The organism is Paenibacillus mesophilus (assembly GCF_005938385.1).
Lineage (GTDB): Bacteria > Bacillota > Bacilli > Paenibacillales > NBRC-103111 > Paenibacillus_AB > Paenibacillus_AB mesophilus.
Genome location: NZ_VCRA01000012.1, coordinates 24,434 through 38,995, shown reverse-complemented (window position 1 = coordinate 38,995; position 14,562 = coordinate 24,434). Strand labels below are relative to the sequence as shown.

Below are 14,562 nucleotides of genomic sequence, written 5' to 3'. Positions count from 1 at the left end.
AATTGACAGATCGATACTTATATGCTTACTAAATGTCGTGTAATCGTTTTGTAGGCTTGCTCGACCGTCCAATGCTGCTCCAAATATTTTCGACCATTGGCCCCGAGTCGTTGCCGAAACGCCCTGTCTCGATATAGCTTCTCGAAGTTTTCCCGGTATTTGTCCAACTCGCCCGTTACCGAACATAGACCCGCTTGCGCCTCTTTCAAAATATCTCCGTAATCGGTATTAGGGTCCACCGCAGCCAAAATCGGAATTCCGGCTTCGAAATAAGATAATGTTTTGGACGGAATGTTCGGTATCGTAAACCGCCGGTTCAAGTTGATAAGCCCGACATCGCATGCTCTCACGAGTTCGTCGTAATCCGAAGTGGGGACTCGTTCCTTGAGATGCACGTTGCTCAGCGCCAATTCCCGAATCCGTTCTTTAAGCCATTGTTTTTCGGTACCGTCCCCGATAATAAGAAACGCAATATGATCATGATTTCGGTACAGGGCAGCCAATTCTAGCAAAAAACCGAGCTCTTGCGGCTTGCCGAGATTGCCCCCGAATATGGCTACGAACTTGTTCTCCAAGCCGTACTTTGCTTTAATTGAAGTGTCAGGGTTGATGATAGATAAACCTATTTTTTTCCAATTCGGCAGCAATTCCAGTTTACCTTGGTGCAGCCCGCGGTTATGTTTCAGCACATACTCGACGTTACCCTTCGACATGCAGCCGATATGGTCTGAAACAGCGTACAATTTTCTTTCTTTCCTTCTAAAGTAGGCGAACACGGGGCCTCCAGCCATCATTCCTAAATCCCGGGCGTTTTGCGGGAAAATATCACGAAGAATCAAGTATGATTTACAGCGGTCCCGCCTCTTGATATAGTTCGCCACGGAGGCAAACGTGATAGGCGGTGTAGGGTAAACTACCAAATCGAATTTCATGTTTTTGAAGTGGGTGTCGATCGCTCTTATGAATATTCCCGGAAGCGAAATCATCGACAGTCCCTTTTTTATAAGACCGACGTTAAACATATCGCCGCATTTGATGCGAAGCACATTCAAGCCTTGTTCATCCTGCAGACAAGTATCGCGCTCGAATTTGCTCTCCAATACCGTCGCCACGCACACGCAGTGTCCGTTTCGGTGAAATTCCTGCGCAAGATCTGTATACAAATTTGATCCTGCTGCAGTTTCCGGAAACGAGATCATCAAAAATAGCACATTCATAGGGAGACACCGCTCCGCTCCGACTCCACGCCATACTTGCCCCACGTGATCCTGTTAATGATCGGGGTGTAGCTTTGAATCAGTTTTACTACTTTGAGCGAGACGTTCAAATCGTAATAGTCGCTTGGAAGAGGGACAGCTGCCTGCTCCTCCCTCAAGGATACGGCCATGCTTACGGAGCGCAGTACTTCTTCCGAAGTGATTCCCCCGATTACAATAGCTCCTTTATCCAATACTTCCGGCCGTTCCGTACTAGTCCGGATAAGCACGGCCGGGAAACGAAGCATGGCCGATTCTTCGCTAAGCGTCCCGCTGTCCGATAGTACGCAGAAAGAATGCTTTTGCAGCTTGTTGTACGCAAAAAAACCGAAAGGCTTAAGCGATCGTACGAGCGGATGGAACCGAATGCCCCGCTCCACAATCCGCTTCTGACTTCTCGGATGTGTGGAATAAATAACCGGGAATCTGAACTTCTCCGCTACCTCATTTAAAGAATGGACCAAACGGTCGAAATTTTTCTCAAGATCGACATTTTCTTCGCGGTGTGCGCTTACTAGAATGTATTTGCCGCTCTCCAATTGTAATTCGTTCAGCACATCGCTATGCTCGATAGCTTCCCGATGATGATGTAAAACTTCGGCCATCGGTGAGCCTGTAACAAAAATGTGCTCCTTTTTGATTCCCTCACTCAGTAAATATCGACGACTATGCTCCGTATACGGCATATTGATATCGCTTATATGATCCACGATTTTACGATTGATTTCCTCCGGCACGTTTTGGTCGAAGCAACGATTGCCGGCCTCCATATGGAAAATCGGGATTTTCAGCCTCTTTGCGGCAATGGCGCTCAAGCAGCTGTTCGTATCGCCAAGAATGAGGAGCGCCTCCGGTTTCTCTTTTTGTAAAATGGCGTATGAGGAGGAAATAATATTTCCCATCGTCTCGCCTAGATGAGTGCCGGCCACTCCAAGGAAATAATCCGGCTTGCGCAAATCGAATTCTTCGAAAAAGATGTCGTTCAGCGTGTAGTCCCAATTTTGCCCGGTGTGGACGAGGATATGGTCGAAATATTGATCGCACGCCTTTATTACCCTGGAAAGCCGGATGATTTCCGGCCTGGTGCCGACAATAGTCATCACTTTCATCTTGTTCATGTTACACCTCTAAATAGTATGTATCCGGGGCTTGCGGATCGAATATTTCATTCGCCCAAAATAACACGGTTAACTCTCCATCCGATACATTTTCAATAGAATGCGTATACCCCGGCGGGATGTCGACCACCTCGATCCGTTCCCCGGATACCTGATAATTCAATACTTCTCCGTCATGGACATGGCGAAAACGGATGATCGCCTCTCCTTGGATCACGCAAAACTTTTCCACCTTCGTATGATGATAATGGTTTCCCCTTACAACACCTTTGTGTGATTTGGAGATGAATATTTGTCCGAACTGATTCGATTTGATCACCTCGGCCAAGCTTCCGCGATGATCCGTTTTCATCTCCAGCCTGTAAGCAAAATCCTGTTTATTCAAATAGGACAAATAAGTCGTATACAAGCACTTCATGAGCGGTTCCGATAAATCCGGAAGAATGTGCGACTTGCGTATGTCCCGAATCCGGTAAATTTTATCGGCCAGCTCACCGAGCTTGATCTGGAACGTCCGGTCCAATGAATAATACGGGTGCGACATTGGCTTGCCCAGCGTATCCATCCTGTCGATAAAATGATCGATCACGTCATCGATGTACACCAGCGTCAAACCTTTTTCCGGGTCCGATATCGTGATGTCCAGACCTCTTGCGATATTATGGCAATATGTCGCCACCACCGAGTTGTAATTGGGCTTGCACCATTTGCCGAAGACGTTCGGGAGTCGGTATACGCACACATTTGCTCCGCTTTCCAACGCGAAGGCAAGCATGGCCTCCTCGGCTTGCTTCTTGCTTCTTCCGTAAGCATTCTGCGATTCTGCTTGGATGGAAGAACTCATGACAACCGTCGGCGCTCTCCGGTGTTTCAACAACAAGGCAGCCATGTACTCGGTCAAGCCGGCGTTTACCTCTTCGAACTCCGCCTCGTTCTGCGGCCGGTTCACTCCGGCCAGATGAAAGATGACGTCCGCCTCTTTCACCTTTGTCTCCAACGATTCCAAATCATCTCCCCGGGTAAAAGTCGCGATTCGAACGTCTTCCCGCTTCTGCAGCCGATCCACCATATGCCTGCCTATGAAGCCGTTGGAACCGGTTATCAACACGTTGACCGGCATCATCCCCACACTCCCGATTCAAATATGCGACTCCTGTAACGTTTCTTTTAATTCGGCTTGTATATATTCCAGTTTCAGCAGCAATTGTTTGATTTCTTTTACTTGCAGCCGTTTCGTATTGTGAGAGTTGTAATCTTCCAAATAAGAGACCGCATGCTCGCCTTCAAGGAAGTATTTGTTGTAGTTCAAATCGCGATTATCGGAAGGGATGCGGTAATATTCTCCGTGGTCAACCGATTTCGCCAACTCTTCCCGGGTCAGAAGAGTCTCATACAATTTCTCTCCATGCCGCGTTCCGATAACTTTATTCGGAGTGTCGGTCCGGAACAATTGCTTCAATGCTTCGGCCAAATCGAGGATCGTCGAAGCCGGTGCTTTCTGGACGAATATATCTCCCTGCACCCCGTTTTCGAATGCGTAGAGCACCAGATCGACGGCATCGTCCAACGACATCAGAAAACGCGTCATATTCGGATCCGTGATCGTCAGAGGAACGTTTTCTTTGATTTGTTTGATGAAGAGCGGAATGACCGACCCGCGCGAGGCCATTACGTTTCCGTAACGCGTACCGCAAATGACCGTATCGCCTTCGCCCAGTGTTCTGGCTTTGGCAACCATGATCTTCTCTGCAAGCGCCTTGGATTGTCCCATCGCATTTATCGGGTACACCGCTTTGTCGGTGCTCAAAAATATCGCTTTTTTCACACCGCTTTGCACTGCGGCGTTCAATACGTTCTCAGTACCGATAATATTCGTCCGCACCGCTTCGATCGGATAGAACTCGCAGGAGGGCACTTGCTTCAATGCTGCCGCATGAAACACAAAATCGACTCCGCGCATGGCCGCAAGAACGCTCTCGTAATCCCGCACATCGCCGATATGAAATTTGACTTTCGGACTGCCTAATTGAATGCGCATATCTTCCTGCTTTTTCTCGTCTCTGCTGAACACTCTGATTTCTTTTATACCCGTGTTCAAAAACCGTTTTAAAACGGCATTTCCGAATGAGCCCGTTCCACCGGTTATCAATAACGTTCGATTTTCAAACATTGGTCATCCTCCCGTATCGGCGGTTATTCAACCGTTTGCCAGTAGTGCCCTCCAATAAAGAAACGATTTTCTCCAAATGGGCTTCGCGAGTAAAATTCGCTTTGAAATGTTTCTTGGCATTGAGACTCATTCGCTCATATCGAGCCGGCTCGCCGCATAACTCTTTAATCGCATCCGCTATGGCGCCAGGTTCGGCAAACGGCACGAGAACCCCGCTGTCCCCGTCTATTACCATTTCCGGGATACCCCGATAATCGGTGGATATAACGACACTGCCGAATGCCATCGCCTCGATAATGGATAACGGCTGCCCTTCGTTGTCATATTGTGTCGGCAGCACGAAAAAGTGGGATTGCTGCAGCACCTTCAGCTTCTCCTCGCCCTGTATCGTCCCGTTGTATTCGACAATCCCTTCCAAACCGCGTTCTTTCACGAAAGCTTCGAATAATTCCCGACCGTGCTCGGCGCTTCGGACAAGAATATCGTCCACATTGCTTAAGAAGCGGCCGAAAAATAAGCATTTGACTTTTGGTCCCCCGTCCTTGACCAGCAAATCGATCGCTTCCAGCACATGCAAATATCCTTTGGATTCAATGAGATTGGATAAATACAAAATCACAACCGGTTCATCCGGATTGCTCGGCAGCTTCTTCGCCCCTATCGTATCGGGGAGAATAAACGGGAGACCGTTGCAGACGACATCCAGTTTCGGACCAAGACGCGGCTCGAAGTCGAACATCCCGCGCAGCCGTTCCCCCAATACGTAAATATGGTCCGCCTTCAGCAAGGTTGCCCGTATGAGACGCCGAATCCAGCCGGGTTGATGATCGAAAAAGTGGCCGTAATTCCCGCCGTGCAAATGACAAACGACAGAATGGCCGAAACATTTGGCATACCAGATCATAAAAAAATCTCTCCAGAACCCTTGGAGAGATTGTGCTATCGTGATGTATACCGTTTTTTTGCCGAAGGATGTTTTGCGTACATAATCGAGCAATATCCAGAAGTACTGGAGAGCCCTCTTCCCTACAGAAACATTAAAACTGCCCTTCTTGCCCGATAAATTCACGATCTGGTGCGGCAAATTTCTTTGCTCGAACTCCTCTACAAGCATCTGGAACGCGAGCGACTGCCCCGCCACTGGCGGTGGAACAGGCCCCACCAATATATAGTGCTGTTGCGAATTCAAACTAACGCACTCTCCTTCAATAAGTAGCCGTGGGCCGGACGGCTCGATTCCGGTTTCTTTCCGCAGCGGAAGACATGAGCAGCGATTCATATTGTTCGGCTATCGTTTCCACTGAAAACTGGTTCATGAATTGTTTCAACCGATTCGGTTCGAACGAAGGACGATTATGAATCCAGTGAACAATTTTTCCCCTAATATCCGCGTTCACAGTCAGCTCATCTTCAAGAACATGAATGACATCGTGGTAAGTCCGGAAAAATTCAACGGAGCTATCGTCCGGTATACTGACCAGATTGAAGATCGGCTTGCCGGTGCTCGCATATTCAACCAGCTTGCTGGGCAGCAGATCAGGCGTTTTGTTGCCGATATTGACGAGAATATCGGCTCCGATCATCGCCGAATACGCTTGTTCACGCGGTACCAGCCCATGAACGAATAATGTTTCGTCCTTATATCGTCCATACGGCTCGAAATATTCCGCGCAGTCGCCGACATTTCCATAGAAATGAAGTTCGACGTTTCCCTGCATGTCTCGATACAGAGCTTCGAACCACTTTAACAAAGCTTGCGGATTACGAATATCCCGATAGAGCGTCCCGATAAATATGAACCGCAATCGCTCGCCCGGCTGTTGTACCGGAAGGATTAGGTCTGTATTTGGCGTAGAAACCAGGGGCGGACTTACGCGCATCTTTGACGGCTCCATTTGAAATGTAGATCTGTACATTTCTTTCGTTTGTTCCGTATTCAATACGACATAATCGGCTCGCTTCAATACCCCGCGTTCCGCCCAGTAATTGATGCCGTTGTATAACAACCGATTATTCGTCGGCATCGAGTGAAAATAGAAAGGATCACCGATATCGACGATCCAACTAAGCTCCGGCCACTTTTTTTTCAACCGAACGCCGGTCAAATGACTGGAAAACGGATGCGATACCGAAATCACGGCATCGTAACGCGCATCGCTCATTAGCCGTTTTGCTTTTCGCCATGCCGATATATGCCACAGGCATGCAAAATCCGGCCAGTACATTTTTTTCCAAGTCATATCATGGGCAAATTTAAGGACTCGTACGATCTTTTTTCTTGAGGCCGTTCTTCCCGATGAGTCCGCTCCAGGCAATTGGTTTCCCTCTTCTGCGGATGAACGTAATTTGGATCTCAATTTCTCCGAGACCGTCCCCCCCGTGCGGATTACACGAACACCATGAATCTGCTCTTCCCGGGTGAATCCGGGTTTCCATGAACATATGACATCAATTCGATGGCCATCGCGAGCCCAACGCTCCGCGATCGCATTCCAACGGAACGCTCTGGGTACCATAGCGGGAGAATAATGGTAGCTGATCAGTAAAATATTCATCCGGATTTCCTTTCCTTCGGGACGGCAATCGCCAAAAATAAAAAAGTCCACCAGATGACAGCCATGTCCCATGATTTAAACAAATAAAAATCCATCACGGTGGCTGGCAAGGTGCACAATATGCCTAGCGCCAAATATCGTCTCAACGGGTCGTTGCTCTTGCCCGCTCTAGAGTAGACACGAAGAAGGACGATAACGATCCCTATAAACGCCAGGACCGATAGTACACCCAGTTCCGTTAATAACCCGAGCAGCAAAGAATGGGGGTGATAAAGCGTGACGCCCATCTCGGTAGATTGCATCTCGGAGCGGATCCCGAACAACTTTTCCGTTTCTACCGCATACCAAGGCCACACGCTGCCGTATCCGTTGCCGAATACGAATGTTGTAAGCGAGGTTGTCGCATACTTCCATCCGGTTGCATAGGTCATCTCCCTGGATGAATCCTCCAAGTTCTCCAGCCGCTCGAATGAAATAAGGGAGCTGATCGCGATAAAGATGCCCACTCCAAGAGCAGCCGTGAGCAGATAGGAAGTAACCGACCTTTTCGTCGAGAAGAAAACAATGGCAACCATCAGAAGCATACATAGCAATCCGGCCCTCGAACCGGTTAACATGATGAGCATGACAACTATGAAAACCCCCGCCCATGAAACCGACTGAATCCATTTGCTGTTTTTGATGGATGCATTCGCCAAATGAATAGCCAGTACGGGGATCATCAGAAAATGGATGACTGCCGCCCCTCCCAGTGTCCCTTGAAGTCTATGCTCGGTAAGTCCGCCGATTCCTCCGGGCAACAAGGAATACTTGTACAGGTAGTACAGAAATACCGCTGTCAACATCCACGCCATGCGAGTTGCAACATGTTCCCAACGGCTATCCCGGAATGTAACGCCGTACGTAAATAAATAGGCTATCGTCACCGATAACCATGTCATGTAAAGCGGATATACGATTAACTCCAGATCAAATCTCACATTGGACCATGCTACCGATGACAACGCCCATACGAGGATAGAACAAAACAACAGGTATACGGTTCCGCGGTATGAAGCGCCTCTACGACTCATCATCATAAACGGCAGCAGCAATAACATCATATAGGGCATAACGAATTCAGCGATCGACTTTCCCAGCAATTTATCGTAAGCACCGGAGTCCAGCGATATGACGGCAAGAAATACGATATAGATTCCTTCGATTAACCCAGCCAATGGAAGCGATAATTTGTCTTGCTGCAGTACCGGGTAGTCATATTTTTTAAATGCCGGTATATGTTCCAAATCTACCACCTATTGAACGTTATAGTTATACTTCATCTCGAAGCAAGCAAACCGTCATAAACTCTCGTCATGGTCGATTTGTATACTTCAACCGAATAAAAGTCTACGACATGTTGACGAATTGTCTCGGGCTTGTAGGAATCGAGGCGGCCCAACATGACCTTCAGACCTTCATATAAGGATTGCCACGATTCCTTCTCAACCAGCAGCCCCGACTCTGTTCGAATCAACGTCTCGGGCCCTCCCGATTTCGTGGCTAATACCGGCAATCCGCAGCTCATCGCTTCGATTAACACTACGCCGAACGTTTCGATTCTGCTGCTGGAGACATAGAGATCGGCATCATGATAATACCCGGCTAACTGATCGTTCGGTATACTTCCCGTCAAACGGACATTGTCGCTTAAATGATAGCTGCCAATCATCTTTTCCAGCTTCCCGCGATTCGGTCCTTCCCCGACGATAAGCAGCCTAAAGTGAGGATAATCGTTTCGCAGCTCGCCAAGAGCCCGGAGAAGCAGCTCATAACCTTTTTTATCCCCATGGTCCAAAGACCCGACCGTTATTAGTTTTATAATAGGCTCACGAGGAACATGTTCCGGTTTCAAAGTAAAAATAGCAGTGTTCACAATGTTAGGTTTTACTTCTATTTCACGAGATACGCACTTTTGCATCGTCCGCCGCAACGAATCGCTTACCGCAAACAGTCTATCCGCTTCATGAAGGGCCTTGCGAATACGAGGACCGACCCAAAATCTCCTTGTGCTTTGTTCGAAGTGAGAGGCGTGCTCCGTAATGTAAAGCTGTATTTTCATCTTCTTGGAGATTTCCAGAGCAATCCAGCTGTAATACTGGGAGAAGTGCACGTGAATCAAATCGGGCTTCAATTGGAGCAGCAATTCCAACATCGCCTTCTTGATCTTCAATTGGTGATAAAAGAAACCGATGTGGCGCACATTCCAATACTTTACGTCGATCCGGTATACCGCATATCCATCTTCATCCAAACGGGTTATGCCATTCTGCACCCGATCGCTTATGTTCACTTGAATGACCGAGATATCATGCGTATCTTTCAAAGCTTCGACCCTTGTTTTCACATAAGAATAACTGGCAGGCTTATCCGAAGTTGGAAACGGTGCGATCAGAACCACTTTTTTACGAATCAGACTCACCCCATAGCTACGATTCATTGGACTGTGCCGCCTGCACTGCCGGTCTGCGCAGTAAATCAACCGATTGTTTGCGGAACATAATATTCAACGCCAAATAAATAATCGCTCCCACTGTAACTTGGACGCCCAGCATCAGAACATTCGAATGGACAGGCAAGTACGAACCCGTCAACCATGTCATACCCGCCATGACGGTACTCATCGCGAAAGCAGCGGTAAAGCACGAGACAAACGAGCGAAAACACGGCCCAAGCATACCGCGGATAACAACCAAATAATTCACAAAGAAGTACACTATTTTTAATAACAGAAACGAAACGGCGGCCCCCACGAGACCGGCCGTCCACGCACCCAGCCATATGCACGGAATTTGTATAACCGTTTTGGCCAAATTATATTTGAATGACAATTCGGCCCTTCCTTTGGCTAACACGAGAGAACCGGCAGGATTGGCTATGCATCTCAACATCCCGACTCCGCACAACACCTGCAAAATTAAAATGCTGGAAGTCCAACCCTCTCCAAAAAGAACCATCACCAAGGTTGGCGAAACGACCGCCATTCCCAAATAAATAGGGAAGTTGATCAGTCCGATAGCCCGCAGCGTCTGGAAATAACCGCGTTTTAATCTCTCCGTATCATCCTGTACTTGGGAGAATACGGGGAAAGCGACGCGATTGATGATCGGATTGATTTTGGCAAGCGGAATAATAACCAAGTTGTATGCTATCGTATAATATCCGAGCGCTTCCGCCCCCAACAATCGGCCGATTATAATGTTATCCAAGTTGTTGTTAAAGTACGTGACCGTGTATTCGCCGGTACGGTACAGTCCGAAACCGATGAATCCTTTAATATGGCGAAATGCAAAGATCGCTTTAGGCCGCCAAGTCCTCCAGCCAAGACAAGCGAACGATACCGAGGCGACTGAAGAATTGACCAATTGACCCCATACAAGAGACAATGCGCCGTATCCGGAATAGGCTGCGGCGATCGTTACAGTCGTTCCGGCGATTGCGGCAGCAATCGTGACTTTCGAGATCAAGTTGAACCGCAATTCCTTTTGAAACAGCATCTGAAATTGTTGCCCCAGCGGAGTAATCAAAAAAATAAACGAGGCCCAAATCAGCAGCTCGTTCAACTCCGGACTTCTATAGAAACTTATGATGATCGGCCTGATGGACAAGACGATCATGAAAACGGCAAATCCGCTGATCAAATTAAGCCAATACAAACTGGACAGTTGTTCTCGAGTCAAGTCTTTCCGTTGGATAATCGCACTGGAAAGTCCCATATCCGAGAACGCCTGGGCAAAGCCGATTACGACCATAACCATCCCCATCAGGCCAAATGAAGCCGGACCGAGCAGCTTGGAGACGACCGATATTTGAACGAACTGAAGTCCGATGATCAGGATCGAAGATAGGGCCGTCCATTTTACACCCTGTATCGCGGCAGCTTTCAACGACATGTATCTTTACCCCACGGATATTAATTCTTTCCGGTTGGACTCCGCACCGTTATGGTAAGAAGGCACAACCATTCGAAGCGTATCTTTCACTTCGGCGGCCTCTCGGCCAATCACCTTATACAGCCGCGCCAGTTCCGTCTCGAAGAGCGCGCGTTCAATACTGGCAGGCTTACCGATATAAATCCGATTATGTTTCGTAGAGGTCAATCCTTCTTCGCTGGTCAGCAGCTCCTCGTACAGCTTCTCGCCGGGACGAATACCGGTATATGTGATTTCGATGTCTACGTTTGGTTCAAAACCGGATAGGCGGATCAAGTCTTTGGCCAAATCGAGTATTTTGACAGGCTCGCCCATGTCCAGAATAAATACTTCGCCGCCATCGACGATAGCGCCCGCTTGAATAACAAGTTGGACTGCTTCCGGTATAGTCATGAAATACCGAATCATGTCGGGATGGGTTACCGTAACGGGTCCACCGGCCATAATTTGTTCCTTGAACTTGGGAATGACGCTTCCCCTGCTTCCAAGCACGTTTCCGAAGCGGACGGCTGCGAATTTAGTCCTGCTGGAAGTTTTTAAGCTTTGAATATACATTTCTGCGATCCGTTTCGTCGTTCCCATGACACTTGTAGGATTTACGGCCTTGTCGGTCGAGATGAGCACGAACCGTTCCGCTTCATACTTATCGGCGCTATCGGCGACGTTTTTTGTTCCGAATACGTTATTTTTAATCGCTTCGGCCGGATTTCGCTCCATGAGAGGTACGTGCTTATGGGCTGCGGCATGAAACACAACTTGCGGTTTAAATTGCGCGAAGACCGCATCGATGCGCTCCCTGTCTTGTACATTGGCGATTAAGGTGTCGATCTGTTGTTCCGGAAATGTTCGCCGAAGCTCCATTTCAATTGCATAGATGCTGTTCTCTCCTTGTCCAAGAAGCAACAGAAGCTTGGGCTTGAACCGCGCCAGCTGTCTGCAAAGCTCGGAACCTATGGAACCGCCTGCCCCCGTCACCAATACGGTCTTGTTCGTTACGTAGTTGGCTATTACTTTCAAATCAATATGAATCGCTTCTCTGCCGAGCAGATCTTCCACTTCCACATTGCGGATTTCTTTGACCGTAACGTTCCCGCTGACTAAATCCCCGATTCTCGGAATGATTTTCAACTGGGCTTTTGTCGATTTGCAAACTTCGATAATTTTGGATGTCTCTTTTTTGGAGACGGAGGGGACGGCGATAATAATGTCGTCAATTTGTAATTGTTCGACTGCTTCCGGAATTTTCTCCCTCCCCCCAAAAATCGGAATCCCCAGCACTTGCAGCCGATTTTTGTTAACATCATCATCGATGAAAGCAACCGGATCGATCCGAGTGTTATAATCGGATTTCAACTCTTTTGCGACAAGCGTTCCGCAATCCCCCGCACCGATAATGAGAGCTCTGCGCTGTGCCGATTTTTTCCTTAAGCGGGAGTCCCGATACACTCTCCAAGCAAAGCGGCTTCCTCCGACCAGAAGAAGCAAAGTTTCAAAGTGCCGCACAAGCAGCGCCGCAGGGATGATTTCCCCAATAACAGCAATGCTGATCCCGTACGAGATCATGCACGAAATCGATACGGCCTTGATTACAGTCAACAATTCCCCGACGCTTGCGTATTGCCATACCCGGTTGTACAGCTTGAAGTAGGCCAACCCCAGTGTGCACACGATAACCGATACGACGGTGTAAACGGTCCACTCGAACAGCCGTTCAGCGACGATCCAATTGTAGTGAAGCAAGTACGATGTTAGTACGCTGACTACTACAAAAGCTGTATCCGTCACGAGCAGCGCAGACAATCGTTTATTGAAGCTCATAACATTCCTCCATTTTAGGTTCGGCTGAACCTTCCATATTATCAAAAGAACCGACTGGATCTTTCCGTCAAAACGATCCAGCGGATTCTTTTAACAACATATCTTCGTATAAGGGCATTCAACCCATCCTCACACCACACCACTGACGATCTACGTCTAAGGCGATTGCCGCCCACAGCATGGTCGAGTGCCTACAGTGATAAAGGTGCAGTAGACATTACCTGTGAAGCGTCCATCCATCGCATTGAAGAAAGCTGCTTTAGATGAAGGACATTTTGCTTCTCTTTGTTCTTTTATTATTGAGAACCGTGCCGAGCAGCCTGCACTGGGCCAGCTCCAAAGCTTGCACCGTTTTCCTCGCATCTTCCCGCTTCGTTTTGCCCGATTGAAGGACGAGTACGACTCCGTCGCATTGGGAAGACAGCAGCAGCGAATCCGTAACCGGAAGAACGGGAGGCGAATCGACAATTACGATGTCGAAACTTTGCTTGATTTCGCGAAACGTTTTTTCCAACCGGAACTTGGCCAACAATTCCGCGGGATTTGTCGGAATCGGTCCCGTTGTCAATAAAGACAAACGATCGATCGACGTATCTTGAATCGCCTCTTGGACATCCGATTGGTCGCTCAATGTGTTCGTAATTCCGACACGGTTCGCTCTGGAGAAAACATGATGAAGCGAAGGATTTCTCAAATCCGCATCCACTAACAAAACTCGCTTCTTCTCTTCCGCAAACAAGATAGCAAGATTGGCTGCCGTTGTTGTTTTGCCTTCCCCGCCCTTGGCCGATGTGACCAAAACCGTTCGGACCGGCTGATCCAGTGAACAAAATTGAATATTCGCTCTTAACGACCTGTACGTCTCTGCAATCGGTGAAACGGGATTGAGATACGAAAGTAGAGGCTTCTTATTGGTTAATGCCGACATAGGATGCTTCCCCAGCCTTCCTTGATTTGGATACTGAATTGAACTGGCGGCTGTTCGTGTCCTTGCGCTTAATACGAGGCACGGCAGCCAGTAAGGGAATTTCCAGCAAGGCTGACAAATCGCTCTCGGTTCTGATGGTCTCGTCAAAATGTTCGATTACAAATGCGAGAGCTACAGACAACAACGTCGATACGATAAATGCCGCCGCAATGTTTAGTTTCGGATTTGTATTTACGGGAGTTGTATTGTTGCCGATATTACTCCTATCCAGAATGGTGACATTGTCTACACCCATAATGGATATAATTTCCTTCCCAAACGCCTCGGCAATCGAATTGACCATTCGGACCGCACGTTCGTGAGAATAATCCATGACCGTCAAAGTAAGCACCTGTGTATTGGTCACGACTTCCACCTTAACTTTCCGGCTCAATTGTTCTGCATCAAGATCAAATTCCGGGTGAGCTTCGACTGCTTTCCCCATAATCGCCGACGATTTTATAATTTCTTTGTACGTATTAACGAGCATCATACTGGAATTGACCGACCCGAAATCCAAAACTTTCCCTATACCTTGAACTTCATTAGCTTTGTTGACGATCAGTTTCACTTTGGCCGAGTAGACCGGCTTTACGAAGTAATAACTGTAGATGCCGGCGATCGTACAACTGAAACAGACGAGTAAAGCGAGCATCCAAAACCTTTTTTGTAAGACGGCCAAATATCCTTTCAATCCCGGATCCATT

The 14,562-nt window shown here is 48.0% G+C and carries 12 protein-coding genes; all 12 read right to left on the bottom strand.

What is annotated here, in order from left to right; genetic code table 11:
* Window positions 1–17 precede the first annotated feature (17 nt).
* Window positions 18–1,163, bottom strand: a complete 1,146-nt coding sequence (locus FE783_RS21115; protein WP_238403185.1) for a glycosyltransferase family 4 protein — start codon at window positions 1,161–1,163, stop codon at window positions 18–20.
* Between the two features lie 50 nt (window positions 1,164–1,213).
* The gene (wecB, locus tag FE783_RS21110; RefSeq protein WP_138881381.1) at window positions 1,214–2,374 is read right to left on the bottom strand and encodes a non-hydrolyzing UDP-N-acetylglucosamine 2-epimerase; all 1,161 of its coding nucleotides are present in this window, start codon (window positions 2,372–2,374) and stop codon (window positions 1,214–1,216) included.
* A gap of 1 nt (window position 2,375) precedes the next feature.
* Window positions 2,376–3,497, bottom strand: a complete 1,122-nt coding sequence (locus FE783_RS21105) for a polysaccharide biosynthesis C-terminal domain-containing protein (protein WP_238403184.1) — start codon at window positions 3,495–3,497, stop codon at window positions 2,376–2,378.
* A 15-nt stretch (window positions 3,498–3,512) separates the two neighbouring features.
* Window positions 3,513–4,544, bottom strand: coding sequence for a polysaccharide biosynthesis protein (locus FE783_RS21100; protein ID WP_138881380.1), 1,032 nt, complete (start codon window positions 4,542–4,544; stop codon window positions 3,513–3,515).
* Complete coding sequence (locus tag FE783_RS21095) at window positions 4,537–5,733, bottom strand: glycosyltransferase family 4 protein (protein ID WP_158301951.1); 1,197 nt, start codon at window positions 5,731–5,733, stop codon at window positions 4,537–4,539. Before FE783_RS21095 ends, FE783_RS21100 begins: the two co-directional genes overlap by 8 nt.
* A gap of 16 nt (window positions 5,734–5,749) precedes the next feature.
* Window positions 5,750–7,060, bottom strand: a complete 1,311-nt coding sequence (locus FE783_RS21090) for a glycosyltransferase (RefSeq protein ID WP_238403192.1) — start codon at window positions 7,058–7,060, stop codon at window positions 5,750–5,752.
* 35 nt (window positions 7,061–7,095) lie between these two features.
* On the bottom strand, window positions 7,096–8,385 hold the full coding sequence (locus FE783_RS21085) for an O-antigen ligase family protein (protein ID WP_138881377.1): 1,290 nt from the start codon (window positions 8,383–8,385) through the stop codon (window positions 7,096–7,098).
* 32 nt (window positions 8,386–8,417) lie between these two features.
* Complete coding sequence (locus FE783_RS21080) at window positions 8,418–9,578, bottom strand: glycosyltransferase (protein WP_138881376.1); 1,161 nt, start codon at window positions 9,576–9,578, stop codon at window positions 8,418–8,420.
* A complete protein-coding gene (locus tag FE783_RS21075) occupies window positions 9,568–11,031 on the bottom strand; it encodes an MOP flippase family protein (RefSeq protein ID WP_138881375.1) in 1,464 nt (487 codons plus the stop codon). Before FE783_RS21075 ends, FE783_RS21080 begins: the two co-directional genes overlap by 11 nt.
* A gap of 6 nt (window positions 11,032–11,037) precedes the next feature.
* Window positions 11,038–12,888: a polysaccharide biosynthesis protein gene (locus FE783_RS21070; RefSeq protein ID WP_138881374.1), complete on the bottom strand. Its 1,851-nt coding sequence runs from the start codon at window positions 12,886–12,888 to the stop codon at window positions 11,038–11,040.
* 259 nt (window positions 12,889–13,147) lie between these two features.
* Window positions 13,148–13,816: a CpsD/CapB family tyrosine-protein kinase gene (locus FE783_RS21065; RefSeq protein ID WP_138881373.1), complete on the bottom strand. Its 669-nt coding sequence runs from the start codon at window positions 13,814–13,816 to the stop codon at window positions 13,148–13,150.
* Window positions 13,797–14,561: a YveK family protein gene (locus FE783_RS21060; RefSeq protein ID WP_158301949.1), complete on the bottom strand. Its 765-nt coding sequence runs from the start codon at window positions 14,559–14,561 to the stop codon at window positions 13,797–13,799. The genes FE783_RS21065 and FE783_RS21060 overlap by 20 nt, the downstream gene beginning before the upstream one ends.
* Window position 14,562 lies beyond the last annotated feature (1 nt).

Bases quoted from the DNA above. Each gene is read 5' to 3' on its own strand.
- wecB (WP_138881381.1), bottom strand. From the start codon at position 2,374: ATGAACAAGATGAAAGTGATGACTATTGTCGGCACCAGGCCGGAAATC.
- FE783_RS21105 (WP_238403184.1), bottom strand. From the start codon at position 3,497: ATGATGCCGGTCAACGTGTTGATAACCGGTTCCAACGGCTTCATAGGC.
- FE783_RS21100 (WP_138881380.1), bottom strand. From the start codon at position 4,544: ATGTTTGAAAATCGAACGTTATTGATAACCGGTGGAACGGGCTCATTC.
- FE783_RS21090 (WP_238403192.1), bottom strand. From the start codon at position 7,060: ATGGTACCCAGAGCGTTCCGTTGGAATGCGATCGCGGAGCGTTGGGCT.
- FE783_RS21080 (WP_138881376.1), bottom strand. From the start codon at position 9,578: ATGAATCGTAGCTATGGGGTGAGTCTGATTCGTAAAAAAGTGGTTCTG.
- FE783_RS21075 (WP_138881375.1), bottom strand. From the start codon at position 11,031: ATGTCGTTGAAAGCTGCCGCGATACAGGGTGTAAAATGGACGGCCCTA.
- FE783_RS21070 (WP_138881374.1), bottom strand. From the start codon at position 12,888: ATGAGCTTCAATAAACGATTGTCTGCGCTGCTCGTGACGGATACAGCT.
- FE783_RS21065 (WP_138881373.1), bottom strand. From the start codon at position 13,816: ATGTCGGCATTAACCAATAAGAAGCCTCTACTTTCGTATCTCAATCCC.
- FE783_RS21060 (WP_158301949.1), bottom strand. From the start codon at position 14,561: ATGGATCCGGGATTGAAAGGATATTTGGCCGTCTTACAAAAAAGGTTT.